This is a genomic window from Pseudonocardia bannensis, from assembly GCF_012911875.1.
In the GTDB taxonomy this organism is placed as follows: Bacteria; Actinomycetota; Actinomycetes; order Mycobacteriales; family Pseudonocardiaceae; genus Pseudonocardia; species Pseudonocardia bannensis.
The window spans coordinates 22,232-47,698 of record NZ_JAAXKZ010000013.1; the positions used below are offsets into that span (position 1 = coordinate 22,232).

Below are 25,467 nucleotides of genomic sequence, written 5' to 3' on the forward strand. Positions count from 1 at the left end.
CACCGCCAGAGGTGGAAGCACCCAGACATCGCAGCATGTACTGCACCGAACAGCCCACATGCTACAACCATATGGGGTCTGACAAGTCGGAGCGTATCGAAACAGCCGACCGGGTTGCGGCGTCAGCGGGTGCGGGCCCGGCCGCCCGCCTGGTCGGCCAGCATGCGCAGACCGCTGAGCAGCCCGCCCAGCAGGTCGCCCTCCCTGAACGATGCGACCATGCTCATCACGGCCAGCTTCGCGCCGCGGTCGGGCAGGCGCAGCCGGGCCTCGGGGCCGGTCAGCACCTCCACCACCCGGTGCTCCGGGTCGACCGCCACCATCACGGCCTCCGCGGAACCCTCGAGCTGGTCGTGCAGCTGGGCGACCCGCTGGTCGGGCTTGTCACCCAGGTCGCCGAGGTAGACGCTGAATCGCAGGCCCGTCTCGCGGCTCGCGAGGGTCAACGCCTCGTCGAGGCGGGAGAGCTGAACCGGGCTGAACGGCTGGTCGGCGCGGGAGAGCTCCTGGAACACCTCGGCCGTGGAGACCCGGCCGGAGGAGGTGACAACCGAACCCTCCGGCAGGTCGTTCGGGTCGATCTCGGCCAGCGCGCCGCCGTGTCCGCCGTGCTCACCAGTTGCCACGGGCACCTCCCCGACCACCGGCCGCAGCCGCATCCGACCCGGGCTCGTCGTGCGCAGGCGGAAGCCCCGCACCCTCCGGGTTCGCCGTCCACCACATGGGCTCGTAGGACCACGGCTGACCGGCCCGGTACCGCGGGCGGCGCGCCATCTTGGGCGCCATCACCAGGAGGGCGATCAGCAGGTACAACGCCAGCGGCGGCACGACGAACAGCAGCACCGTCTCCACCATGCTCACAGGAGAAACCTAGCCGACCCGGATCACCGTCGGGCCACCAGGTCGGCAGGCGTCGACCACCCCACCCGGCCACGACCTCGAGCTGCGCACCCAGGGCCAGGAGCAGGGCGTCGTCGCCGGGGCGGCCGACGAGCTGGACGGCCGCCGGCAGCTCCGGGCCGTCCGGTGTGTCCGTCTCGTCCCGAGCCCAGGCCACGGGCAGGCTGAGCGCCCTGCCCCGTTCCCGCCACCACCGGGTCCGGCGCCAGCAGCGGCTCGGCCTCCACGGGCACCGGGTGCACCATCGACGGCGACTTCGCCTTCCCGAGCGGGCACGCCGGTGCTGCGGGCGCGTTGGGCCTGGTCGCCGCGCCGCTGCTGGTGAGTCTGCTGCGGCCCGAGCCACGAGTCGCGGCCGTCGCCCTGGTGGCCGACACCTCGCTGACCGGAGCGGGCATGGCGCTCACGCTCGTCGCCGAGGACATCCACTATGCCACCGACACGGTCGGCGGGCTCAGCATCGCGGTGGCCGTCGTGCTGACCACGGCGCTGATCGACGACCGATTCGCCGAACGGCGGCCACCGACCTGGCCGCGGTCGCCGAACTCACCGGGTCGGACCTGAGGGAGCGGCCACCGCAACGACATCCACTTGCCGACGTCCTGCGAGTGTCGAAGCCTCGCGGCGCGACGAAACGTTCGACGACCCGCCAGCGAAACCTTCGGTAAGGGTCTGGCGCGCCTCGGAGCAGCTGTTCATCGCTGAGTCGTGAACGCGGTAGCACCGCCATAGCAGTCCAACGACCGGTTCACCCCACAACTCACTGAGTACGACATTGCAGAGAGGGAGCTACTGTGATCGCTCACGTGTTCACGAAGGCACTCAAACCGCCCTATGTGTGGGCACGGGAAGCGGTCATCGACATCGTGTTTGAGAGGCGTTACGGCGTAAAGACCTCGGGCGAGGTCAGTTTGGAAGAGCTCGGGCTGCACGGAAAGGAGCGCCGGGACTACCTTCCGTCCGGTATCCTTACACTACGGCGAATGCTTCCCGTCAAGTCGGTCACACCTGAGGACGTCTTCATCGACTTCGGATCGGGCAAGGGCAGGGTCGTGCTCCTGGCTGCGCTCGGCTACCCATTCCGCCGGGTCATCGGAGTGGAGATCTCTGAGCGACTTCACAGGATCGCTCAGCAGAATCTGCAGCGCAACAGAGATCGGCTCCGATGCCGGGACGTCGAGCTCATTCACTCGGATGTACTCGACTTCAGCATCCCGGACGATGTCACCATCGCCTTCTTCTACAACCCCTTCGGCGGCAGGACGTTCGAGACTATCGTCGACCATCTCCTGGCCTCGGTGGACCGCAACCCTCGACCATTGAGGATCATCTATGGAAACCCGGTCGAGGAGAGTGCCTTGCTCGCCACCGGACGAGTGCGGCAGACCGGCGCCGTTCGCGGGCTGCGCCCCGGCTCTGAGTGGGCACGGTCCAACGCCTTCCGGATATACGCCATGAACTGAGTGAGGGAACTGCCGGCGCACGATCGGGCGGTGAATCCAGCTCTCGTCTGTGGTGCGAACACCTCCGATGCGGTCGCGCCACGATTCCGGGTGCCGACCGGCCCGCAGGGCCACCGATCACGACATCAACGCAGGCGGCGGCTCGTCACGCTGTCCATCCCACCGTTGTGGCAGCGTACTCGGACAAGGAGGGCGGGCCGCCGACGTTCACGGGTCGCGACGCCACCCCGCCTGTGAGCGTTCCTCAACCTTGGGCCAGAGGTTGCGCGTCGACACTCGTTGGATCACGCAAGGGTCCTGCGATTCAGGGTGCGTCCTACGCCCACCCAGTAGAAGCCAGCCCGCCGTACAACATCCGGGTCCAGCAAGTTCCTGGTATCGATGATGACGGGACGCCGCACGATCGTTGCGAGATGCGGCCAGTCGAGACTCCGGAAGTCCGCCCATTCGGTCAATATCACGATCGCGTCAACGTCCTTGGCGACGAGATACGGGTCATCCACCAGTACAACGCCGGGGGTGTTGATTCTGGTGTCAGCCGGAAGTGCGGGGTCATAGGCGATCAGTTCTGCGCCGGCCTGACGCAGTTGGGCAACGACGGCAAGGGCAGGCGAACCGCGCAGGTCGTCCGTCCCCGCCTTGAATGTGAGCCCGAGGACAGCCAACCGCTTCCACCTGAGGGAGCCGGTTCGCTTGCCAGTGACCGCTTCGCGAACCTTGTCAACCATGCGCTGATACTGGCGGATATTCGTATCGATCGTAGCGCGCAGTAGTCGAAACTCGAAGTCGACAGCGTCCGCAACCTGCAACAGCGCTTGGGTGTCCTTCGGCAGACACGATCCACCCCAGCCGGGCCCCGGCGACAGGAATGCCTGCCCGATCCGCCGATCGTACCCAATTCCCTCGGTCACATCGACAATGTCCGCATTCAGTCGCTCACACAACTCAGCGATCGCATTGACGTAGGACAGTTTCATCGCCAAGAAGCAGTTGGCCGCATACTTGACCATCTCGGCACTCGCCGCATCGGTGAGGACGGTGGGCGCACCCAACCGAGCGTAGAGCGCCGCAACGCGCTCTGCGGCATCCGAAACATCCGATCCGACGACAACCCTGTCAGGGTTCAGAAAGTCCCGTACCGCACAGCCCTCCCGGAGAAACTCCGGATTACTGACGACAGGAATATCCGATCGCATGAGCAGTTCGGTGGCTCGTTCCGCGGTGCCTACCGGAACCGTTGACTTGTTGACCAGCACACAGCCGGAGGGTAGCTTCTCCCGAAGCTCTTCCAGTACCGCCTCAATCGCTTCGAGATCAGCGACTCCGCCAACACCCATCGGCGTCGGCAGGCAAAGGAATATAACCTCGACCGGCTTTGCATCTGCCGCCAGTTCATCCAAAGCCCCAGTCGCACCCACGACGAACGACAATCGGCCGGCAGCGACGCCTTCAGCCACCAAACCCGCAAGTCCGGGCTCGCGGATGTCGATTTCACCGGCCTGCAATCTGCCAATCTTGTCCTCATCGAGATCTGCGCACACTACCCGATGACCCAACGACGCCATGCACGCAGCGGTCGTCAGTCCGACGTAACCCGCGCCCACCACAGCGATCCGACGTACGAACACTTCAGAACAGTCCCTTCGCATACCCATCGTCGAGCTCTTTGCACAGCTGCACACCGCAGCGAGAGTGAATGTCGGCCGAGTGCATGTGCAGGAAACCGGTGTCGGCCTCCGGTCGGGATGACCGTTCCACGGAAGACCCCCTTGGCGGCAGGCGAGCGGCGCATCGATGTAGTGGCTTCGGGAGTGCTCGACCGCAGGCGATGATGCGTTACCGCTCGACCAGATCCGGGACTCACGAAGTGATCCAATTCAGCGATACGCGTTTCCCAAGGTGGATCCGCATGACCGTCGCGACACCGGACGTCGTGCCTGCGCACGTGGGCCGGCAGTGGTCTCAGCACGTCGGGCAGGACCGGGCGGCGCTGTTCGGCGCTTCGCACGCCGGGCAGGTGGACGAGCAGACACACCGACCGGGCCGCTCGACCGGTGTGGAGGTCGCCGAGCGGCTGCGGGGCCCGACGATCAGGTCGTCCCCGGTCCTTGATGCGGGCACGCTCGGGGACTGCGGCCCGCTGGGATGCGAACTCGAACACCTTGCCCTCACGGGGTGAGGATCAATGTCGACCAGGCGGGACCGCCGACAGCCTTTGCGGGCTGGCTGAGGTGGGCTCGGGCGGTCGCGGCGTGGCTGCTCAGTGCACGTAACGGCACACGGCCTCGTAACGACCTCCGGTGCGTGTCGGGCGACACCGCCCGGCCGTCCTCGCAGGTCCGAGTCCAGCACTCGTCGTACCGCACTCGGACCCATCAGAGGAATCGTGACGTCGCGAAGGGGGCAGGTTGTCGGGCCAGGTCGAACAAGCGGCCACCCCGGGACGGATTCCGCTCCGGGCTACGGCACCAGCAGCGTTGCCATCGACCGAGCGCGGGACTGAGAGGTCGCACGCACAGGAGCCCTGCCCTCGGGTGGCTGACGGGCCGCGGGAGGGACAGCGCTGGTCCGTGACGTCAGTCGATGTGGCCTTCGGTCCAAGGCAAGTCGATTCGACTGTGATGTGATCGGCGGTTCGCAGGATTGCCGCCCATATCGCACTCGAAATCCATGCTGCCGCCGTGGCGCGCCCAACCGTCTTCGAGCAGAGGAGTTCAGCCGGATGCCGGTCTCATCAGAACAGGATCTGTCGATAGAGGCATCACCTCGGCCTGACCCTGGGAAGCTGATCGAGTGGGATCGACTGGTGGCCGAAACACCCGGTAGCGACGTGACCCAGCTTTCCGGATGGGCGACCTTGCGCGCCACGACGGGCTACTCGCCCCTGTACATCCTCGCGACACAGCGTGGCCGAGTCCTTGGCGGCGCCCAGCTCCTGACCCGCCGGATTCCTGTCCTCGGCAGGATTGCGTACCTCCCGAACGGCCCGATCATCGACCCCTCTTCACCCCATCCCGGGGATGTGCTGGCGAAGCTCTGCGCGGCGCTGGAAGCGGTGGGTCGGCACCGAGTCCGGATGCTGTTCGTACAGCCGCCGGACGGCGGTCAGGATGTCACGATCGAGCTCCTGCGTCACGGATTTCAATACTCGGAAGTCGGTATCGCACCAAGTGCAACACTCAGGATAGATCTCGAAAAAACCGAGGAGGAACTCTTCCGCAATGCGAATGCAACGCTCCGTCGGTGGACCAAGAGGTGGGCTGCACACGGCGTATCGGTGCGTCAAGGCGATGAATCCGATATTCCTAAGCTAGCAGAACTCGTTCATATCACCGCGGCACATCAAGGCTTCAAGCCCTTCTCCTCGAGCTATCTCTGTACGATGTACCAGGAGCTCGCGGCAGCCGGGCACATGGTGCTGTTCGCCGGCGAAGTGGATGGCCGTACTGTGGCAATCGACGGCCTCACTGGTTGCGGCGGTGTGCTGCACGCCCGACTCGGTGGCTTCGACCGATCTGCCGAAGCAACTCGCCTCAACGTCACCAGCGCCGTGCAGTGGAGGGCAATTCAGTGGGCAAAGGAGAACGGCTACCGCTGGTTCGATCTCGGAGGCATTAAGCAGGCGACGCTGCACGAACTGCTGTCGGGTCGCCCACCAAATCTGGACATGATGTCCGGCGGAGATCGGTTTAAGGTCAAATTCGGTGGAGCCCCCCACCGCTTCCCGCCGGCAGTCGAGTTGATCGCCTCACCGATCCTACGAAGGGCTCTCGAGCGGCTTCGCGGGTCGAGGGCTGGACGACGCACTCTGGAACGAGTCAAGGCCTTGGCGCGAGGGGGTCGTATTCCGCGGTCCCCGGCGCCGTGATGGCTGCGCGACGGCCGCGAACGGGGACGACGATGAGCAGGCGCAACCGGCCGGTCCGGCAGATCCTCGTCGTCTGTGCTGTCACGGCACTCGCGATCTCCGCCCTGCTGACGCTGTCGGCGCGCGACGAAGCAGGCACGGCTGGCCCACCCACGGACTGTTGGCGGACCGTGAGAGACGCCGCATCCCTAGCGGATGCCGTGGCGGTCATCGAACCTTCCCAGAGGCTGTGCCTTGCCGGCACAGGCCTCGCCGATGTCACGCTGGCGCTTGACCGGTCCGGAAAGCCTGGCTCCCCAATCGTCCTGTCCGGCGCGGGCGCGGCATTGTCTGCAATTGCGATCAGTGCGGATGACATCGTCGTGCAGGATCTGACGATCGTCGGACCCGGCGGGATCAAGCTGCGCGGCAGCAGACTCACCGCTCAGGACAACACGATATTAAGCGGCCACGGAGGAATCCTTTGTGAATGCGCAGATTCGGTAATCGAGCGCAACGAGGTCACCGGGGCAGACGGCGCAGGAATATACATCGTCGGCGAACAGATCACAGTGAACGGGAACACCATCAGTGGATCCGTGGCCCTCTCAAGGGATGCCGACGGCATCCGATTCTTCGGAACTGGACTGCGCATTGTAAACAATGTCATCCGTGATATAAAGGATGATGGATATCCCTCCGGAGATAGGCCGCATACGGACTGCTTCCAGACTTACGACAACGACAGTCCACCGACTTACGACGTCATCATCGCGGGCAATCGGTGCACGAATGTCGACCATCAATGTTTGATTGCCACTGGCGATGAACGCCGAAACTCGGGCACTCCGGACGGTGTCAGGACAATCGTTTTCGAGGACAACACTTGCGAGGTAGAAGGCTCCCAGGCCGTGCTGCTCCGCGGATACCCGCACGTCAGCGTGCGCAACAACTCTCTCAATGCGACCTATCACGGGGTAGTGCTGACCGAAGGTTCGACTGACGTGACAGTTATTGGCAACGAGGTTGGTGGTGGTGCACAGATCTATTATCTCGACAGCGACTCAGAACCAGATTTCCGTGAGGCGAGAAACCGCGCCGTTCACTGAGTAGGTGGTCGTCAGCAGAAGTAGCGGTACAGCAACGCCCCTGCACGCGTTGTGATTTCATCGGAAACTCCGTCCGCGACGAACAGCTTGGTGATTTCAGTCAGCAGATCGTCTGCCTCTGCATTCCTTTCTCGCTCACCTGAACTCAGCGTTGCAATGCGGCGCTCGAAGCTTGCCCACTTTCGTTTGTAGGCGACGAGCCCTGACTGTGTCAGATCACTGAGGCCCCAGTCGAGAAGACCCAGCCCTCGGTCCGTCGCCCATTGAATTGCAGCCCAGTGCACTGCATCATTCGGGCGCACCGATAGATACCCTGCGAGCGAAGCTCCAAACTTGTAGTACAACACATCCTGCCAGACGAGATAGATCGCGCCGGCGATCGGCCGACCCTCGAGGTAGGCAATCGCGGTCACGATAGCGTTGTCGGCAGCGAAGTTCTTCCACACCTGCTCGAAGAAGGCGAGTGGCTGGGCGAGCAGCCGATATTTGTGTCTACGCAACGCGACGTGCAGGCCGTGATAGACGCGTACTGACTCGAGCGACGTACTCGTGACAACTCGTACCTCCTCCCGCTCTGCGGTGGCGATGTTTCGGCGAACCGATGGGTGGAATCGGCTGCGTAGCTCGTCCGGTGAAGGGCCCAGTGGCGTGCCGTGCCAGGCGGCTTCGCCCACTTCGGTGAAGCGCGGATCCGTGGTCGGAGCCGCGCCGTCTAGGCACCGCACCGTGAGGTGTGGACCTGCCGCCAGGGCCGGACCTGCCAGCACGGGCCACGTCGTGGGGTCTACGAGCGGTGGCTCCGCCCGATCGGAGAAAGGCAGGCTCAGCAACCGCTCGCCGCGGATGTCGCGCACGGGCACCCACGCGAATCCGCCCAACACTCGTCCATCGCTGTCGACTGCCAGTCGGCCCTCTGGTGTGAAGCCGTAGGTCTCGCAAATCGCGCTGATCCACCCGGGCGCGGTGAAGAGACTGCCATGTGGCCCCGCAGCCAGCCCATGCCAGCAGGGATCCGTTCGGGGGTCGACTGCCACGACGTCGAGCGTGGTCATGGGCGGAGCCGGAACGGAGGCGGGCTCGAGTTGCGCATTATGGCCCTCGACATGGAAGCAATCAGGTCATCGACGGTGATCGCATCGGGTTCGCGAACCAGTGCGAGCCCTCGGCGTGTGAGTTCGGCACCGAGCTGTTTCTGGTGATCGTCGCCGATTTCTCCCCGCGCGGACGCCCGGGGAGCCAGAATCGGGTATCGGCCCTGCTCCAGAGCAGCGACGGCCGATCCGGTCCCGGCGTGGCTGACAACGATGTCGGCTCTGCGCAACGCTGTGGCGAAATCACCAGACGGAATGGATGGCAGTGCCCGAATCGGCAGGTCATCGACCTCGGTGCCGGCCGTCTGCCACAGCGTCCGCACCCGACGGTCCACTGCTCGGGCCAGCGGCCCATCGGGTGTGAGAAGCGGGATAAGGTGTTCAACAAGCCGGCGGAACGGGAACCCGGTAGCGATTCCGAGCGTCACGACGACGCGCAGTTCATCGCCGGAGCTGGCGAACCGCTTAGTGGGTTGATAGCTGTCGAAGATGTTTCCGGCATACATCCAGCGCCGACCCGCCCACCCAGTGTACTGGCTGTACAGGCGAATGAGTGGAATTCGGCCGAGAAGCCGCCCGGTGAGCGACGGCCCGACGACTCGGGTCGCGCTCTCCACGTAGTGGCAGGAGACACCTCGGGCGGCGAGATACGGCAGATAGCCGAGCGCTATGCCGGAGCCGGTCGAGATCGCTCTCGTGATCTTCCACTCGCGCCATAGGCGGTGGGCCGTCGGTACGCAGCGGAGGACCCCGCGCACATCCCTGGGGTGGACGTCAGCAACGAAGTGAGCCGTCCGGTCACAGAGGATCGATGTACTCAGGTGATCAGCATTCGTCACCCAGAGAGCATCCCCCTCGGGGGCGATCCGCTCGGACAACTCTGCGAGTTGACGAAGGTGGCCTCCGGTCGTGGCCAGGAACAACGTGGTCATCGGCGACTCTCCTCACACAACGCAACTCCTCTGTGGCGCCTGCTGGACACGTCGATCACCTTCGATGACTCCTGTCGTGATGGCAATGAGGGTGAAGATCAGATCTCCTGACCCGCGCAGCAGGAGATGGATGTCGATCAATGACAGGACCAGCACCATCCACCAGGCAACCTCTAGCGCAGAGGCACAGGCACCGGTGGCGCCCGGATGATCCGCGCTGCTTCGTATCTGGCGATTCAGCATGATGGCGAACCACGCGAACCCGACAAACAAAGGAATTCCGCCCACCCACAACAGCTGCAGGTATCCGGCTTCGAGATACAACAGTTCACGCCAGACGTCAGGCGCCGGTAGCACCGAGTTCGGCGAGACGCCGATCAAGAATCCCCAGTCGGCGATGTGCGGCCAGTAGACACTGGCGATATTGTCCCATCTGGTGAGCCAGCTGATCGGTAGCCCGCGCTCTCCACCAAAACCCTCCAGCCGAGCGCTGACAACCGGTGCCCCCACAATGAGCAGAGGCACGGTGACCGGAATCAGACGCACAGCTCGCCGACGCAGTCCAGGGTACCGGCAGAGGATCACAACCACAGAAAGCAGCGCAGCGATCCAGGTGGAGAACTGGCCGGATGCCAGTACACCTGCCGCCAAGAAAGATCCGAGAACGATCCTCTCCCGCCGGCCGAGGATGCCTCGCACACTGCTGGCGATCACTAGAGCGAGCCCGATGGTGATGAAGTCGCCTGTGGCGATCGCGTGGCCCAGTGTCGTGGTTCCACGGTCGGTCGTCACCGGAGAATCCTCGGGCGACCAGAATGTGTTCAAAAGGCTCACCACCGGACCGAAGCCGCGTGTCTGCAGCAGCGCTAGAACTGCGATTACGGCGGCCGTCCACATGATGATCCGGATGCACCGGAGTCGCTGCTGCTCGTTTAGCACCGTCGTTCGTACGAGCAGCAGTAGTCCGACCAGCTTGCAGATAGGCAGTACTGCCATCATGTCCGACAACTCTGGGGTTTGACCACGGAGCATCATCGACGTGATCGGCCACAGTGTAGACAGCAGGACGAATGCTGCTAGCGGTCCGTCGATGGGTCGGAACCGTAGTCGAAGCGGCTTTCCGTTGAGATAACGAAGATATCCCCCTGTCATTGCTGCGGCTATGCACAGGAGGAGCAGAGCCTCGTTCGGTCGAAATACCGGAAGGACACGATCGCGCCCGAGTCCGGCCAGGAACGGCAAGGTCACGAGGTAGACGTAGGTCCCGGCCACGGGTCGCCACGCGACGAGTGCGAAAAACCCCCCAGCGGCTACTGCCGCGACCGCCGCCCGGCCTCCGACAACGCTGGAGAGTGCTAGGACCACCACCATTCCGCCGCCGGCAGCGACAAGCACGACGGGATCCACGAAGGGTGGACTGCTCCGCGCGAGATTGGACGAGGCGGCGTGCTCAGCCGAGCTGGCGGACCCCGGCTCCGAGGTCATCGGCCCACCGGATCGGGGCGTCCGTATCACGGCGTCGCTCCGATCCGCCGCCACAGCGCTCTGATCGTCAGAACGAAGGTTGTCAGTCCGATCGTTGCTGCCACCACGACGATCACCAGTTCACCTACGCGGCCGGAGGTCGTGTGATCGACGACCGACCGCCCGAGGACAACCGCGGGGAGCATCGCGATGGTCGCCACGAACGCCGCGCCCAGCTGTCGGTGGTCGGCGATCGCGTCGGGCCGGAGTCTGTTGCGGAGCATCACGAGGACCACGCCTGTCGCGACAGCGTCGGCTGCAAGCACGGCGAGGCAGATGCCGACCAGGCGTGGAGCCCCCGTGGGGAGGAGCAGCGCGCAGCTTCCGACGACAGCAGTCGTCACGACCGAGACCACACTCGCCTGCTGGGGCCCGCGGAGATCGAGCCGAGCGAACAGCGCTTGCCGGCCGACCTCCTGTACCCCCGCAGCGAGCTGCGATACGCCGAGGACCATGATGCAGGCCACAAGGGACGTGGTCAGTGCGGTGGAGCGCAGCTCGCCGTTGGCGAGGATGTTCGCGATCGACTCCGCGAAGACGACCAGCATGCACAGCGGTGGCAGGCTCGCAATCGCGACATAGGTCAGGGCGCGCCGCCAGGACGAGGCAAATCCCGCTGCATCGCCGTGCTCGGCAGCGGATGCAAGCCCGGGGAGCACAGCGGCCGATACCGCCCTCGCTCCCAACGCGGTCGGCAGCTGGTAGATCGCCCATGAGATCTGCAGCACGAGCACGCCACCCGGCACCGTTGCGGCCAGCAGGACCAGCATGAAGTAGCTCGCGCAGGGGAACGCCGTGACGCCTACCGACCGACGGAGCCGAGCTGCCACCTCTGCCGCATGAGGGTCGGCGCTCCAGCCCCGCATGGGTCGCACAGGCAACCCGGCTGCAGCGGCGCCGGCCAGCTGGGCCGCCGCGTGCAGGCCGACGGCGATCGTGCTGCCGAGCCCGAGGGTGACGACGAGACCCAGCGGGACTTCATCCACCTCGGGTCCCGGACGGAACAACAGCGCAGCGACGATCATCGTGGCTATCAGGCCGATGTTCTCCAGAGCGGGGGCGGCAGCCGCCAGTGCGAATCGGTGCCGCGCCTGCTGCACCGCAGCGCCGATCGCAGCCAGCGTATACAGCACAACCTGGGCAGCGACGGAGATCAGCATTATCAGGCAGAGCAAGTAGGCGCGGGAACGATCAGTGTCGACTCCCAGCGTCATGGCCCACGCCAACCCGGGTGATGCCACGACGAGCAGGGCCGCCAAGGCAGCGGAGACGCCAAGCAGATATCCGGTGACCTTGCCCATGGTCCCGGCCGCGCCGGCCACTCCGCGATCGGAGACAGCCCGGACCAGTGCCGGCACGAGCACCATGGCCACGGCAGATCCGCCCAGGGCACTGAAGATCAAGGTCGGAGTGACGTTGGTCGAGGCGAAGACGTTCGCGAAGTACGTCGGGCCCAGGACAGCGCCGATCACCACCACACGCGCCAGGCCCGTGGTCCGGCTCACAAGAGTCCATGCGGCGACCGAAGCGGAGTTACGCGCTGGCCCGCGCTCGCGCCCGACCGGAAGGCTCGACCGGCGCATCGGCTTCAGCATCGCGTCCAGCGCCGAGCGAGCAGTGCGATGACCGCAGTGGCGACGAGCATCGCCGTGAGCCCCCCGGTTGCACCAGCGAAGGCCGGTCGCGGGCTCACCGGTTCGTCGAGCGCGTACGCGGGCACAACGGTCCTCGCCCGGGTCGCGTCGAACGTGTTCATGCGGACGTTGTCGATCTGGCTGAGAACCGCGGCTTCCCGCTCGGCGAGGGACAGAAGCTCCTCGGGCCGAGCAGTTCGCTGTCGTTCACGGACGTCGGCGAGCTGCACATTGAGGAAGTCGAGTGCGGGCTTGTTCTCCAGAGGGGTCGAGTTGTCGAGGTACTTGTCGCGGATCGCCTCGACGAGGCGTAAAGCTGTATCCGGGGACGGATCGACCACTTGGACCTCGATGATCTTGCTGCTCTCGACGACCCTGGCGTTGACACGTGCGGCGAGGTCGTTCACAGGGAGCCCGAAGGCCGTGGCAACCGGTCCCAGCACGCTGCGGCCCTCTATCAGCAGGACCTGGGTGGTCAGGGTCCGGTCCTCGCGGAGGTACTCGGTCGGCTCGGCGGTGGTGATCGTGTAGAGGAGTTCGGTTCGGGCCAAGTACTCCTTCGGCAGCAGCAGCGCCACGCCGTAGCTCCCCGAGGCGCCCACCATTATCAGCACCAACCCGATCACGGTGAGTTTCATGATCTCGCGGGCCGTCAACGATCTCCGCGGCGGAGAGCCCGAACCTGCGTTGGTGTCCTGCTGAACGGGACTCGCATCGGAAAAGTCCTCGGTCCGTACGGGCGTGACGCCCGCGGAACCGTTGCACCGTTCAGATCCTGGCTGCCTCTCCATCGGCGGCGGAACTGCCGTACCGCTCTTGTCGATCATTGCAACGTACCCTTCACAACATTGCAGACCCGCTCCACTTCACGCTCGGCCAGAGTCGGGAACATCGGCAACGAGAGAATCCTCGGCGCTGCCTTCTCGACCTCCGGAAGGTGCTCGGCGAATTCCGCGAATGCAGGCTGGCGGTGGCACGGGATCGGGTAGTGAACGCCCCACCCGATCTTCGCTGCCGACAGGACCGCCGTCGTTCGGGCACGGTCCGGAACCTGAACGACTGCGAGGTGATGAACTGGTTCCGACTCAGGATCCACCGCGACCGGAATGCAGTCTTCTGGCAGGTTTGCCCGGTAGTGGGCCATGACACCATTGCGGCTCGCGTTGGCCCGATCGAGTTCGGGGAGCTTCGCGGTGAGCACGGCCGCCTGTATGGAGTCCAGCCGGCTGTTCCGACCCCGATCATGGTGGCGGTGGCGATCGTCGACGGACCGACCATGGTCGGCGAAACGGCGGACGCGGGCGGCGAGTTGCCGGTCGCTCGTCACGACAGCACCACCATCCCCGAAGGCACCAAGGTTCTTTCCCGGGTAGAAGCTGAATGCAGCTGCATTACCGACGCTGCCTGCTCGGCGCCCGCCGAAGCGAGCACCGTGTGCCTGGGCTGCGTCCTCCAACAAGGCCAGCCCGAACCGCTCGGTAATCGAACGCAGCCGAGCTACATCCGCCATCTGACCGAACAGGTGAACTGCAATCACCGCAGCCGTCGAGCTGTTGACCGCATCAGCGACCGCCGCTGGGTCGATCAACAGGGTGTCCGGCAGCACATCGACGAATCGCGGCCGCGCGCCGACCGCGCACACCGCCTCTGCGGTTGCGACGAACGTATTGGCCGGCAGGATCACCTCGTCGCCTCGGCCGATGCCGAGACCTGCCAAGATCAGCTCGATGGCATCTGTTCCATTGCCGACCCCGACACAGACCTCGGCTTCGCAGTAGGCAGCAAACTCCTGCTCGAACTCCTCCACCTCCGGTCCCCCCACGAACCGTCCGTGATCAAGGATCGTCTTGAATGCGAGCTCGACACCGAACCGGTACTCCGCGTTGACGGCCTGCAGGTCGAGGAAGGGAATCGCCGGTCCGGGGTTCACAGCGCGACCGGACCGGTCAGACGGGGCTCCAACACGACCGGCTCCCGGCATCCGAGAACGGGCGTAAGCTGTCCGGTGGCCAGGGCGACGTCGGTAGCTGCCAGTACCCGTACCACATCGGCCCCTCGCTCACCGGGAGTGTTCGGTGGCTGGCCGGTTCGGACACACTCGACGAAGTGACTGTCCTGTGTGAACAGCGGCTCACTGAACGGGATGTACGGGGAAAGTATGTCACCGCTGCGGTACGTCACCGGCATCGCATGATTCGCGCTCGTGTCACTCAGGTCGGTGGGGTCGACCCCCACGTCGTATACCCGAATTCGCTCGTTGTCCGACATGTCATCGTATGTCGCCATCTTGCGTTCACCGACGACCGTGACCCGGCGTACCTTCTGTGGACTCAGCCAGCTCACCCGGACAAATGCATCTATGCCGCTCCGATCGAACCGCAATCGGACATAAGCAACATCAGCATGTGGCCCGTTGCCGACATGCCGCTCGGCCCACGCCGCCGCGCTCCTCGGCATCTCATCGAGCAGGTACGAAATGATCGAGATGTCGTGAGGAGCGAGGTCCCAGATGACGTTGACGTCACTTTGGTAGAGTCCGAGGCTCAGCCGCGCCGAGTCGATGTACAGGACCCGGCCGAGCATGCCGGACGATACGATCTCTTTGAGCCGTCGTACCGCGGCGTTGTACTCGAAGGTGTGCCCCACCATGAGATGGACATGGTTGGCGGACGCGGTCTCCACCATGAGCTCGGCGTCGGCGACGGTCGTGGCCAGCGGCTTCTCGACCAGGACGGGCTTCCCGGCGTTCAGTGCGGACAGTGCGATGGCAGCGTGACTCGTCGGCGGCGTCGCCACGACCACCGCGTCCACATCGTCCAGGACGGCTTCCAGCCGGTCGGCTGTCCGAACGGAGGGGTAGTTGGCTCGAGCCTCGGCGGTGCGATTGAAGACCCCATCAATAACGATCACCTCGACACCGGGCAGGCTGGCAAGCACGCGCACGTGCTTGCTACCCCAGTAGCCGTAACCGACTACTGCAATCCGCGTCGCTAGCTGGAGCATTACGTCCTACCTCCGATTTGAGTCTCGATCAAAATGATCAGAGGAGACCTCCTGCGGAACGTACTCGCGCACTCTGGTGTCGACGTTACGGCGTATTTCGCACGATCCCGGAGCCACCGACGGGATCGCCCGACACCGTGATCGGCGAACGTAACGGATGGTCGGCCAGGTTCGAGTCAAAGGTCAGCTGAGGTCATTCCCGGTGGAACCGACCAGGAAAGCCCAGGCTCGATCATGACGACAGCTACACGATCGGCAGCGTCACGGCTCTGATCGGACGGCGGCGAGGAGCCCTTGATGCCGAACCTCCAGTCACTTCGGACAGAGCGATCTCAGCGGGCGTGGGAGGCGCCGGCACGGTACGTGGCCGACCTCCTCATCGTGGTGACTGGTGTCCTCGTCGCGTTCCCGATCTTGCTGCTGATCGTCGTTCTGATTCGATTGGACAGTCCTGGCCCGGTCCTTTTTCGTCAGGAGCGAGTAGGCCGGAACAAGTCACTGTTCACGCTGTACAAGTTCCGCACGATGTACGTCGGCGAAGACGACCACGCCCACCGGGAGCTGATCACCAGGGAGCTGCAGGGCAAGGTCACCGTGATCGATGGCAGCAGCAAGTTGCATGCCGACCCTCGGGTGACCCGGATCGGGCGGTTCCTGCGCCGGACAAGCCTTGACGAGCTGCCACAGATCATCAACATCTTGCGCGGTGAAATGGCTTTGGTTGGCCCTCGTCCGTGCCTTCCCTGGGAGGCCCGGATGTTCCCGTCCGAGTTCGACGATCGATTCTCGGTCAAGCCCGGAATCACCGGTCTCTGGCAGATAAGTGGCCGGAGCCGACTAGGAACCCTTGACATGTTGGATCTGGACGTTGCATATGTCAAGGCGCGGGGTTTCTGGAGAGACCTGGTCATCATCATTCTGACCATCCCCTGCTTTTTCCACGGGGACGGTGCGAAGTGAGAAGGCAGACGACCTCTCGGGGGGCCGGGCCCTCGACCCGATCACGGAATCTCTGGCCCGGTGGCCTGACACGCACGAGAGCTCGAGGCATGCCGTTGACGTCAGGCTCGGGCCCTCACCGGGCGAGACTCGGTGTGACACGACCTGTGGGAGCACACGCGGCCGACGATGCAGACACCGCTTCCGCGCGATCAGCAACGGTCGCGGTGAATCGGAACATGATGATCAAGTTCGTCGCGATACAGAAGGACAGTTTCGACCTCGACTCCTGATAAGACGAGGACGTATACGGTCAAGGAACCGCTCGCTGCCTCTTCCAGAATGCCGTCGGATGATCTAGGGGAACATTACGGTGCTCAAGCAAGACAGTAAGCAACGTATGACTCGCTCCACCTCTTTCGATCCAACGCGCACGCACGTGCCCATCACCGCCGTCCCGTTCTCGATATGAGTCAGACTGCACACTTTGCGGCGCACATCGAGCTCGCGACCGGACTGTTTCGCGATCTGCTGTCCTCCGAGCGCCGCGCAGCCCGGGCGCTGTACACGGCCTTCTACCGCGAGCTGTGGATATCGGCGGCGACCGACGTGGGGGCAACGGTCAGCGAGTTGTCCGACGGCACCCTGGAGATCGGCCTCGGCACTGGACGGGTGCGGGTACGGAACACCCACTGCTCGATCGACGGCCGCGAGGTGATCGACCGTTCCCGGAACAAGGCTCTGGTCTGTCGCATGCTCACGAAAGCGGGATTGCCTGTGCCCGCTCACAAGGTGTTCTCGCTCGCCACGCTCGGAGCCGCACAGGGGTTCCTCGCCGCCGCGCAGAGTCCGTGCGTGGTCAAGCCCGCCCGGGACACCGGGGCCGGCCAAGGCGTCACGACCGGTGTACGGATGCCTGTCGATCTGCAACGGGCCGCCGTCGCGGCAGCGGCAGCAGGAGCCCGGGGGGGCCGGAAGGGGCGCTCCGGGGCACTGGCATCCCGCCTCGTCGGGATGCTGCGGAGCCTCAGCACCGTGCCGCTGCTCGTCGAACACCAAGTGTCCGGAGCCAACTACCGCCTGCTCTACCTCGATGGAATGCTCCTCGACGCGATCCGACGCGATCCGCCGACCGTGACCGGGGACGGGCGCAGCTCGGTGAAGGCGTTGATCGATCGGGTCAACTCCGAGCGGCTGCGGTCGGGCGGCCTGCATGGTCAGCGGCTCATCACGCGTGACCTTGACCTGGCGCGGACGCTGGCCGCCCAGGGGCTGCATGAGACGACGGTGCCAGCCGCCGGGCTCGTGGTCAGGCTCAAGACCACAATCAACGAGAACTCCCCAGACCGGAACCACCCCGCCCGTCACGAGCTGTGCGAGGAGATCATCGAGGACGGCCGCAGAGCAGCTGCGCTGGTGGGCGCTCGGCTTGCCGGGGTAGACATCCTCACCCTCGATCCCAGTGTGCCGCTGGCCAAGTCCGGTGGCTGCCTACTGGAGGTCAACACGACCCCGGGGCTCGCCATGCATCACCACAGCCACCCCGGCCAGGTAGCACCTGCGATCGCGCTGCTGCGGCAGCTCGCCACCCGGTCATGAGCAGGACCCGCTCGGGGAATCCACGATCTGACCTGCCGCCGGTCATCGTGCTCGGGGGAGGAGCAAACACGCTGTCGATAGGCCGGAGCCTCGCAAAGCTCGGCGTCGACGTGTACAGTATCGGCGCCGCTCCCTACCTACGGTACTCGCGGTTCCTGCGGCCGATATCACCGGGCCCGAGCGGTGACCTGGAACGAGCATGGGCCGAGTGCCTCCTCGGCCCGGCCACCGATCATTTGATCGGAGCGGTCGTGCTAGCCGCCAGTGACGTCGGAATCACGGTACTTGCCCATAATCGACAAGCGATGCTGGAGCGCTTCAACCTCGACATCAGCAACGTCAACGCCCAGCTGAATATGCTGGACAAGCTTGCCACCTACCAGAGTTCGAAGAAGGCTGGCGTGCCAACCCCGCGATTCTGGGAGGTTCACTCGTGGAGCGAGGTTGAGCGCCACCGCGAGGAACTGGTCTTCCCGTTGATCGTGAAACCCCTTCACTCGCACGCCTACGCGGCTGCCTTCCCGGGCCGGAGCAAGTTCCGCGTTGCCCACAACATGGACGACCTGAAGGACGCCTACAGCGAATTGACAATGGCTGGCCTCGCCATCATGCTCGTGGAGAAAATTGCCGGCCCCGACGACCTGTTATGCAGCTACTACACGTACATCGATACGTCCGGATCGCCAACATTCGACTTCACCAAGCGCATTCTGCGGCGCTATCCACCGAACATGGGTGTCGCCAGCTATCACATCACCGACTGGAACCCCGCAGTCCGGGATGTTGCCCAGCGGCTTTTCAAGCATGTCGGCCTACGCGGCGTGGCGAACGCCGAGTTCAAGCTCGATCGTCGCGACGGGCAACTCAAGATCATCGAGTGTAACGCCCGGTTCACGGACGCGACGCCCCTGCTGGCCGCTTCCGGAATCGACCTGGCTCGTTACGTCTACCTGCAGGTTCTGAGGCGACCCGACCCGCCGCCTCAGCGCTATGTCACCGGTCGGCGCCTGCTGTACCTCTCCAACGACGTGCTTGCATATCGCGAACTACGGCGCTGCGGTGAGCTGACCCTTTCCAGCTATGTGAGCAGCCTGGCGCACAAGCAGACCTTCGGCTATCTCAGCCCCAGGGACCCCCTGCCGGCTCTGGCCAGGGGCGTGATGCGGATCAAGAGCGTCCTGACCGGACATTTCTTCGAAGGCCGTCGCAGTTCGACGGTCGAGCCGAACCGCCCGCTATGAGCCCGCGGATGGACCACACGACGTCGAGCTGAAGATCAATCGCATGGACCTGGGGACACCAGCAACAGGAGTTGCATCAGGAGAAACGTTATCGAACCCGAATCCGACACCATCCATGCACTTCCTACAGAGATTGCATCACGTCTCGACCAGAGATCATCATGACTTGGGCCAGGCACGACGAACGCCAGTCAAGCAGGGCAAGCGTTGTAGCCGAAGGCGTGTGCACGGGAAACGTCGACCCGAGCTTGTCTCGGTCGACAGCACATGATCAGGACTGCGGCGGCCGCACGCGCCGCAGCGACGGAGCCAGCCACGAGGAGAGTTATCTTGACCACCTCGATCCAGTCAGACATCAGCACCGGTTCACAGCGCCCGCGCTCCGCCGATATCCATCCTGGTCCAGGATTTCGGATTCGGCCCGACGTCCCGAGAACCGACTCCACTGTCATCCAAGGGTTATCCGAGTTCCCGACGCCAGAGATCTCGGACCTGCTCAACCGCCTCTACGCGATCGACTCGGAGATCCGTTGCCTCAACGGCGCACAGCGCCCGCTCTGCGGCTCGGCGTGCACAGTCCGTGTGTATCCGGGCGACAACCTCATGGTGCACAAGGCGTTGGACATAGCCCGGCCCGGCGACGTCATAGTCATCGCAGCGAGCGGAACGCGATCGAACGCCGTGCTGGGCGACATCATCTCCACCAAGGCACTGCACCGGGGGGTCGCCGGGTTCATCGTGGACGGCTTGATCCGTGACCTGCCCAGCATCAAGCCGCTCGAGCTACCCGTCTACGCGAGAGGAACGACGCCCATCGGTCCCCTGCACCGAGGACCAGGGGAAATCAATTTCCCGGTGGCATGCGGCGGTGTGGTCGTCAATCCGGGCGACGTCATCGTCGCCGACGACGCCGGCATCGTGGTCGTCCCTCAACAAGCTGCCATTGACTTGCTGCAGCGGCTTCAGGCCCACGCACACGGCAACGCGGCGTATCTCGCCGCGGTCAGACACGGCAACTTCAACAACACATGGGTCGACGCTCAGCTGGAGCAGCAGGGCTGCCTGATCGTCTAGGACGCAGCCGGACCTCCTGGCGTCGCTCGGCGTGGCGGTCCTGGACGTGGCACGGCCACCGCGCGATCGCCCTTTGTCGCGTCGACATGGGCTGGTGCGGCGGCCTCATCAGGACACGGGGTGGTCACGAGCGAAGGTGGGTTGCTGAAGGGCTGGCCGCTCGATCCGGCCGGGTCGCGACCTGGCACCGCTTCGCCGGTCGCTGCCGACCTGCTGCGAGAGAATCAGATCGGCTGAGCATTGAGCCGGCCCTCTCGTCCGATGTACGAACGGCACGATTGGCGGGCCGAGCATCTCGTGGTCGTGGTGCTGACCACCGAGATGCTCGACAACCGCGGGGCTGGACGCGGGCCTCAGACGTGACCGCCCCGACCGGTCGGATACGGTTGGCCCCCGTGCGAGCGGCGGTCACCGGCGGAGCCGGATTCATCGGGTCGAACCTCGTCGACGGGCTGGTGCGCTCCGGCGCCGAGGTCCTGGTGGTCGACGATCTGAGCACCGGCCACGAGGCCAACCTGCGTGACGCGCTGGCGGCCGGGGCCCGGCTGGAGAAGCTGGACGTGCGCGACGCCGACGCGGTGACCACGGCCTTCACCGCGTTCGCCCCCGAGGTCGTGTTCCACCTCGCCGCCCAGATCGACGTGCGGGTGTCCATGGCCGAACCCGCCCGTGACGCCGCGACCAACGTGCTCGGTTCGGTGAACGTGTTCGCCGCGGCAGCGGCGGCCGGTGCCCGCCGGGTCGTCAACACATCGACCGGCGGCGCGATCTACGGCGAGACCGACGCCATCCCCACCCCCGAGACGGAGCCGGCCCGGCCACTGTCGGCCTACGGCCTGAGCAAGCGGACCGCCGAGGAGTACGGCAGCTGGTTCCGCCAGGCGCACGGCCTGAACGTGGTGACCCTGCGGTACGGCAACGTGTACGGGCCGCGGCAGGACCCGGCGGGCGACGCCGGCGTGATCGCACTGTTCTGCGATCGGGTGCTCACCGGCCGCCGGCCGCTCGTCTTCGGCGACGGGCTGCAGACCCGGGACTACGTGTTCGTGGGTGACATCGTGGCCGCGAATCTCGCGGCGGCCACCGCCGAGGCGCCGGCACACGACCGCTACAACGTCGGTACCGGCACCGAGGTGAGCGTGCTGGAGCTGATCGCGGCGGTGGCCGAGGCCGCCGACGTCGACCCGGCCACGTTCGCACCCGAGTTCCGTCCCGCCCGGGCCGGTGAGGTGCTGCGCAGCTGCCTGGACGTCTCCCGGGCGCGCGGCGATCTGCGGCTCGCGACGCCCACCCCGCTCGCGGACGGCCTGCGCCAGACCCTGGACTGGGTGCGCACGGTGGCCGCAGCCCGCTGACCGTCGCGGGCGCGACTGAAGGACGCCCGCGGCGCGCGTGGCCGGTCAGCCGGCGCCGCCGTCCGCACCGGTCGCGGGTTTCGGTCCGGACCGTTGACTCTCGGAGCGACAACGGCGGGGCTCCGAATGGAGCCCCGCCGTTCGTGTACCGCCCGGATGGGGACCGAAGCCCTCAGGCCGCCGTCCGCTCCTTCACCAGATGCTTGACGATCTTCGCGAAGTCGACGGGCCCGCGGTGCGGGTTCATGACCCACCGCGGGATCTCGTGCGGCGCCGCATCGCGGGTGGTGCGCCCGTTCCGTGTCGTGATCGAGTAGGCGTACCCGGCCTTCTCCGCCGCCGCGATCGTGTCGGCGGTGTAGTCCACCTTCTTGCCGTTCGGGTAGGCCAGCACGTCGATGTCCGCACCCAGCTTGTCGCGCAGCTGACGACGCGACTCCGCCAGGTCCTCGTGCTGGGCCTGCGCCGACTCCCGCGACAGGATCGCGTGGTACATCGTGTGCGAGCCGATCGTCATGTACTCCTGGAGCTTGCGCGCCCCGTCCCAGTCGAGGAACTGGGACCGCAGGTCGTAGGTCCCGGTGGGGGCGAGCCGCTCGGTCAGATCGTCGATCGCGGCGTCGCGCTCGTGACGGTCGACGAGCTTGAGGTCCTCGGCGACCCGCTTGAACACGGAGTACCGCTGCGCCCGGTCCGGCAGCGCGTGGATCGCGTCCTTCCACTCCAGCTTGTCAGCGGTCGCCTCGGCGAACGCGTAGGCGAGCCGCTCCCACCACGGCGACGTGTCGCCGTTGAGGATCCCGGGGACGAGGAAGCAGGTCGCGGGCAGACCCAGCCGCCGCAGGATCGGTCCGGCGAGCTCGAGGTTGTCCGCGTAGCCGTCGTCGAAGGTGATCGCCACGGCGCGTGGGGGCAGCGGCCGGCCCTCCGTCAGGTCACGCAGCGCCGACTCGAGCGGGACCACATTGGCCAGCGTGCGCAGCATCTTGAACTGCTGCTCGAGCCCCTTCTCACCGGCACCCGGGGCAGCCGGGAAACACCACGTCGGCCGCACGTTGTGCCAGCCCAGGACAATCAGATTCGCGCCTGCGGACAGCATGATCTCCTCGGATCGTCGGCGGCAGCGCGCCGCGCGTCGGTCGTCGTGACCGCTCGGACGGTCATCCGCCGTCGAACCGGGTGGACGGCGGCCCCGAATGTCGGACCGGGGCTCCGATTAGCATATGGTCGGCTCGATCCAGGCCTGATCGGGGTCGCACCCAGCGAGGTCAGGACACGAGTGTGACGCGGGGAGTAGCTGTGGGACGTCGGGTACCGGGCCGGTCCGCGCTGGCCGCGAGCGCGGTCGTGCTGGCCGCGCTGCTGGCGAGCTGCGGGACCGAGACCCCGGACGAGCCCGCCCCCGCCCCGGCGCCGACCGGAATCCCCGATCTGCTGTGGACGGGCGACGCCGAGACCGGGGACCTGTCCCAGTTCCAGGACACCCCGTGGAACGTCGCCGGGGGCGCCACCCCTCCTGAGATCGTGAGCGACGGCGCGGTCGTGCGCGACGGCCGCTACGCGGTGAAGATCACCATTCCCGGCGTGTCCAACGGCGAAGGGATCACCAGCGACTCGCGCAACGAGCTGGTGCCCTCGATCCCGGACTTCAAAGAGGGTGACGAGTACTACTTCGGCTTCTCGACGCTGCTCGCCGAAGGCTTCCCGGTGCAGGACGAGTGGCAGGTCATCACCCAGTGGAAGAACGAGGGTGAGGGATCGCCGCCGGTGGAGCTCAGCGTCCAGGAGGGCCGGTTCGACCTGTCCGGCGGCTCCGGCCACCCCGAAGAGGCCGAGCCGTTCCGGCTGACCCTGGGCCCGGCCGTGACCGGGACGTGGATCGACTGGGTGTTCCGGATCCGCTTCTCCCCCGACCCCGCACAGGGCGAGGTCGAGGTCTGGCAGAACGGCCAACTCGTCCTGCCGACGTTCCGACCGGCATCCGGCACGATGTACCCGCCGGGGAACGACGGTTCCAGGGACGTGCCGTCGAGCTACCTCAAGACCGGGTACTACCGCGCGGCCGAGATCAGCGCACCGGGCACCGTCTACTTCGACGACTGGCGGGTCGGTACGACCGCGGACGCGGTCACGCGCCCGGCCGGCTGACATACGCCGGCACAGCGGGCCCGGCCTCGGGTCACTGCGACGCCCGGGTCCTGACCAATCCGCGCAGACCGTGCGGTCCGGCGGCTCGTCTAGCCCGGCGCGCGATACCCGCCGCCACCCGGTACCCGTGCCGGACCGCAGCCGACGACCAGGCGTGCAGGTGCTGGTGCTCGATCACGTGGGTCATCGACTGCCTCTTGTACGCCTGCTCGCCGCGCATCCAGTCCCACGTCGTGAAGCGCTCGTCGGCCAGTGCCGAGCCGATCGCGGCGGAGTCGCAGATCCGGCCGGCCGAATAATCCATCCATCTCGACGCGACGCGGCCGTCCCACGTCCGATAGATCGGGCCGTCGAGGAAGCCGAGCACATATCCGATGAGCTCGTCGCCGACCAGCATCACCGTCAGTTCGAGCTCACCACGACGCGCGAATTCCGATAGGGCATCACGATAGAACCGCTCGAACTCCGGGTCGTCGAAGTCGCTGCGACGCCCCAACTGGTGATCACGGTTCCTCCGCAGCGTGACGACCCGGTCCAGGAGGCCCGCCACCTCCGCCGGGTCGCGGACCAACCGCAGGTCGGCCTCGTGACCGTCCCTTCGCAGCCGGTTCCAGCCCTTGTTGAACGTCTTACGGGCGTTCTTCGACATGTGTCGGCCGAGCGTCCTCGGTTCGGTCAGGCTCAGTTGGATCGCAGGGATCCCCGATCGCACGTGGACGTGGGGCAGCAGTCGCTGCAGGTGCGCGAGCACCGGATCGCCCGCGGGGAGTTGCTCGAGCCGCAGGCGCCAGGGCCGCTGGCCTCGCCGGACCTGCTCGGCGATCGCCTCCGCCAGCCGGCGGGCGGCGTCGTCGTCGATGGCCGGCAGCGCGGCGTAGTCGCTCACGCTGTGGCCCAGCGCGGTCCATTCCACGACGGGCCCGTCGACGCGACCGAGGTAGGCCAGCGCGATCAGGCGCCCTTCTTCTTCGACCAGAATTGCGACCGGCTGCTGCTTAGGAAATGCATCGACGTAACATCTGAGCCAGGTCGACCGGGCCGTCATGGGAACGTCGAAATCGCTCCAGAGTGATTCCGCACGTTCGAACTGCAGAAGTGCTGATTCGCCCTCGACGACTCGGTTCACACGCACCCGGGAAGGCTATCTCCGGCGGCGCGGCCCGGGCCGGGCAGGGTGGCGCGGCGGAGCGCGGCATCCGCCGAGCCGACAGCAGGTGTCGGTGTCACCCGTCAGCGGTCGACCGGCCAGGTCTCCTTCCGGGCCGCAGAAGCACGCCCAGTGCGGTGTCGACCGCGACGAACGGTGTCACCGCGACATGTCGGACGCGTGGCCGCTCCCCCTCATCGTTACGAACGGCCTAACGATGGGCCCGTCGCCGACGGTGATCGTTCGGTCGGCGCCCGGAGCGCGTACCCCCACTCTTGAGTGGAGACGGGTAACGATTAGGCAACTTAGGATGGTCCACTGTGACCCCACGCGACGACGGCGCCACCGTCTCCCCCTGGCGTGTCGGACCCGATCGTGCCCCTCCGTCGCCGGATTCACTCGACCGTAGCGTGACATCTCGCCGTTCGCCCAATGGAGACCGCCGACAGCGCCCATACTCG

Annotated in this window: 23 protein-coding genes; 11 read left to right on the forward strand and 12 right to left on the reverse strand. The window is 65.7% G+C overall.

Features of this window, described 5'->3' with window-relative positions; translation table 11 throughout:
- Window positions 1-122 precede the first annotated feature (122 nt).
- Together HF519_RS05860 and ctaJ are read right to left on the reverse strand one after the other, a co-directional pair.
- Window positions 123-626 (reverse strand): DUF5130 family protein, encoded by a 504-nt coding sequence (locus HF519_RS05860; protein ID WP_312859926.1) that lies wholly within the window; start codon window positions 624-626, stop codon window positions 123-125.
- Entirely contained in the window at window positions 613-855 is a 243-nt protein-coding gene (gene ctaJ / locus HF519_RS05865; RefSeq protein ID WP_169410940.1) for an aa3-type cytochrome oxidase subunit CtaJ, read from the reverse strand. Before ctaJ ends, HF519_RS05860 begins: the two co-directional genes overlap by 14 nt.
- A gap of 288 nt (window positions 856-1,143) precedes the next feature.
- Between ctaJ and HF519_RS05870 the strand changes: the two genes are divergently transcribed.
- Together HF519_RS05870 and HF519_RS05875 are read left to right on the forward strand one after the other, a co-directional pair.
- Window positions 1,144-1,464, forward strand: a complete 321-nt coding sequence (locus tag HF519_RS05870) for a phosphatase PAP2 family protein (RefSeq protein ID WP_169410941.1) — start codon at window positions 1,144-1,146, stop codon at window positions 1,462-1,464.
- 230 nt (window positions 1,465-1,694) lie between these two features.
- Window positions 1,695-2,363 (forward strand): methyltransferase domain-containing protein, encoded by a 669-nt coding sequence (locus HF519_RS05875; RefSeq protein WP_169410873.1) that lies wholly within the window; start codon window positions 1,695-1,697, stop codon window positions 2,361-2,363.
- 284 nt (window positions 2,364-2,647) lie between these two features.
- On the opposite strand, the gene HF519_RS05880 is transcribed toward HF519_RS05875, so the two are convergent.
- The gene (locus HF519_RS05880) at window positions 2,648-3,991 is read right to left on the reverse strand and encodes a UDP-glucose dehydrogenase family protein (protein ID WP_169410874.1); all 1,344 of its coding nucleotides are present in this window, start codon (window positions 3,989-3,991) and stop codon (window positions 2,648-2,650) included.
- 281 nt (window positions 3,992-4,272) lie between these two features.
- Between HF519_RS05880 and HF519_RS05885 the strand changes: the two genes are divergently transcribed.
- From HF519_RS05885 to HF519_RS05895, 3 genes are all read left to right on the forward strand, one after another.
- Window positions 4,273-4,542 (forward strand): hypothetical protein, encoded by a 270-nt coding sequence (locus tag HF519_RS05885; RefSeq protein WP_169410876.1) that lies wholly within the window; start codon window positions 4,273-4,275, stop codon window positions 4,540-4,542.
- A gap of 543 nt (window positions 4,543-5,085) precedes the next feature.
- Window positions 5,086-6,231, forward strand: coding sequence for a lipid II:glycine glycyltransferase FemX (locus HF519_RS05890; protein ID WP_169410878.1), 1,146 nt, complete (start codon window positions 5,086-5,088; stop codon window positions 6,229-6,231).
- Window positions 6,232-6,263: 32 nt separating this feature from the next.
- Window positions 6,264-7,319, forward strand: a complete 1,056-nt coding sequence (locus tag HF519_RS05895; RefSeq protein ID WP_169410880.1) for a right-handed parallel beta-helix repeat-containing protein — start codon at window positions 6,264-6,266, stop codon at window positions 7,317-7,319.
- 11 nt (window positions 7,320-7,330) lie between these two features.
- Here HF519_RS05895 and HF519_RS05900 read toward each other — a convergent pair whose 3' ends face one another.
- The 7 genes from HF519_RS05900 to HF519_RS05930 all read right to left on the reverse strand — a co-directional run bounded on the left by HF519_RS05900 (window position 7,331) and on the right by HF519_RS05930 (window position 15,503).
- Window positions 7,331-8,371, reverse strand: a complete 1,041-nt coding sequence (locus HF519_RS05900; protein WP_169410882.1) for a GNAT family N-acetyltransferase — start codon at window positions 8,369-8,371, stop codon at window positions 7,331-7,333.
- Entirely contained in the window at window positions 8,368-9,342 is a 975-nt protein-coding gene (locus tag HF519_RS05905; RefSeq protein ID WP_169410884.1) for a glycosyltransferase, read from the reverse strand. Before HF519_RS05905 ends, HF519_RS05900 begins: the two co-directional genes overlap by 4 nt.
- A gap of 12 nt (window positions 9,343-9,354) precedes the next feature.
- The gene (locus HF519_RS05910) at window positions 9,355-10,614 is read right to left on the reverse strand and encodes an O-antigen ligase family protein (protein WP_211169603.1); all 1,260 of its coding nucleotides are present in this window, start codon (window positions 10,612-10,614) and stop codon (window positions 9,355-9,357) included.
- A gap of 239 nt (window positions 10,615-10,853) precedes the next feature.
- A complete protein-coding gene (locus HF519_RS05915) occupies window positions 10,854-12,461 on the reverse strand; it encodes a lipid II flippase MurJ (RefSeq protein WP_169410888.1) in 1,608 nt (535 codons plus the stop codon).
- On the reverse strand, window positions 12,455-13,327 hold the full coding sequence (locus HF519_RS05920) for a GumC domain-containing protein (RefSeq protein WP_169410890.1): 873 nt from the start codon (window positions 13,325-13,327) through the stop codon (window positions 12,455-12,457). The genes HF519_RS05915 and HF519_RS05920 overlap by 7 nt, the downstream gene beginning before the upstream one ends.
- On the reverse strand, window positions 13,324-14,430 hold the full coding sequence (locus tag HF519_RS05925; protein WP_312859927.1) for a DegT/DnrJ/EryC1/StrS family aminotransferase: 1,107 nt from the start codon (window positions 14,428-14,430) through the stop codon (window positions 13,324-13,326). The genes HF519_RS05920 and HF519_RS05925 overlap by 4 nt, the downstream gene beginning before the upstream one ends.
- Window positions 14,427-15,503 (reverse strand): Gfo/Idh/MocA family protein, encoded by a 1,077-nt coding sequence (locus HF519_RS05930; RefSeq protein ID WP_169410893.1) that lies wholly within the window; start codon window positions 15,501-15,503, stop codon window positions 14,427-14,429. Before HF519_RS05930 ends, HF519_RS05925 begins: the two co-directional genes overlap by 4 nt.
- Before the next feature lie 297 nt (window positions 15,504-15,800).
- Between HF519_RS05930 and HF519_RS05935 the strand changes: the two genes are divergently transcribed.
- The 5 genes from HF519_RS05935 to HF519_RS05955 all read left to right on the forward strand — a co-directional run bounded on the left by HF519_RS05935 (window position 15,801) and on the right by HF519_RS05955 (window position 21,711).
- Entirely contained in the window at window positions 15,801-16,463 is a 663-nt protein-coding gene (locus tag HF519_RS05935; RefSeq protein WP_169410895.1) for a sugar transferase, read from the forward strand.
- 447 nt (window positions 16,464-16,910) lie between these two features.
- Window positions 16,911-18,041 carry a hypothetical protein gene (locus tag HF519_RS05940; RefSeq protein ID WP_169410897.1) on the forward strand — a complete coding sequence of 377 codons (1,131 nt, stop codon included), beginning with the start codon at window positions 16,911-16,913 and terminating at the stop codon, window positions 18,039-18,041.
- Window positions 18,038-19,282: a carboxylate--amine ligase gene (locus tag HF519_RS05945; protein WP_169410899.1), complete on the forward strand. Its 1,245-nt coding sequence runs from the start codon at window positions 18,038-18,040 to the stop codon at window positions 19,280-19,282. Before HF519_RS05940 ends, HF519_RS05945 begins: the two co-directional genes overlap by 4 nt.
- A 330-nt stretch (window positions 19,283-19,612) precedes the next feature.
- Window positions 19,613-20,356: an RraA family protein gene (locus HF519_RS05950; RefSeq protein ID WP_169410901.1), complete on the forward strand. Its 744-nt coding sequence runs from the start codon at window positions 19,613-19,615 to the stop codon at window positions 20,354-20,356.
- 395 nt (window positions 20,357-20,751) lie between these two features.
- On the forward strand, window positions 20,752-21,711 hold the full coding sequence (locus HF519_RS05955) for an NAD-dependent epimerase/dehydratase family protein (RefSeq protein WP_169410903.1): 960 nt from the start codon (window positions 20,752-20,754) through the stop codon (window positions 21,709-21,711).
- Between the two features lie 172 nt (window positions 21,712-21,883).
- Here the strand turns inward: HF519_RS05955 and HF519_RS05960 are convergent, their stop codons facing one another.
- Window positions 21,884-22,810: a polysaccharide deacetylase family protein gene (locus HF519_RS05960; RefSeq protein ID WP_169410905.1), complete on the reverse strand. Its 927-nt coding sequence runs from the start codon at window positions 22,808-22,810 to the stop codon at window positions 21,884-21,886.
- A gap of 200 nt (window positions 22,811-23,010) precedes the next feature.
- On the opposite strand from HF519_RS05960, the gene HF519_RS05965 reads away from it, so the two are divergent.
- Window positions 23,011-23,859: a polysaccharide lyase family 20 protein gene (locus tag HF519_RS05965; RefSeq protein WP_169410907.1), complete on the forward strand. Its 849-nt coding sequence runs from the start codon at window positions 23,011-23,013 to the stop codon at window positions 23,857-23,859.
- A 31-nt stretch (window positions 23,860-23,890) separates the two neighbouring features.
- Here the strand turns inward: HF519_RS05965 and HF519_RS05970 are convergent, their stop codons facing one another.
- Window positions 23,891-24,904, reverse strand: coding sequence for a GNAT family N-acetyltransferase (locus tag HF519_RS05970; RefSeq protein WP_169410909.1), 1,014 nt, complete (start codon window positions 24,902-24,904; stop codon window positions 23,891-23,893).
- Window positions 24,905-25,467 lie beyond the last annotated feature (563 nt).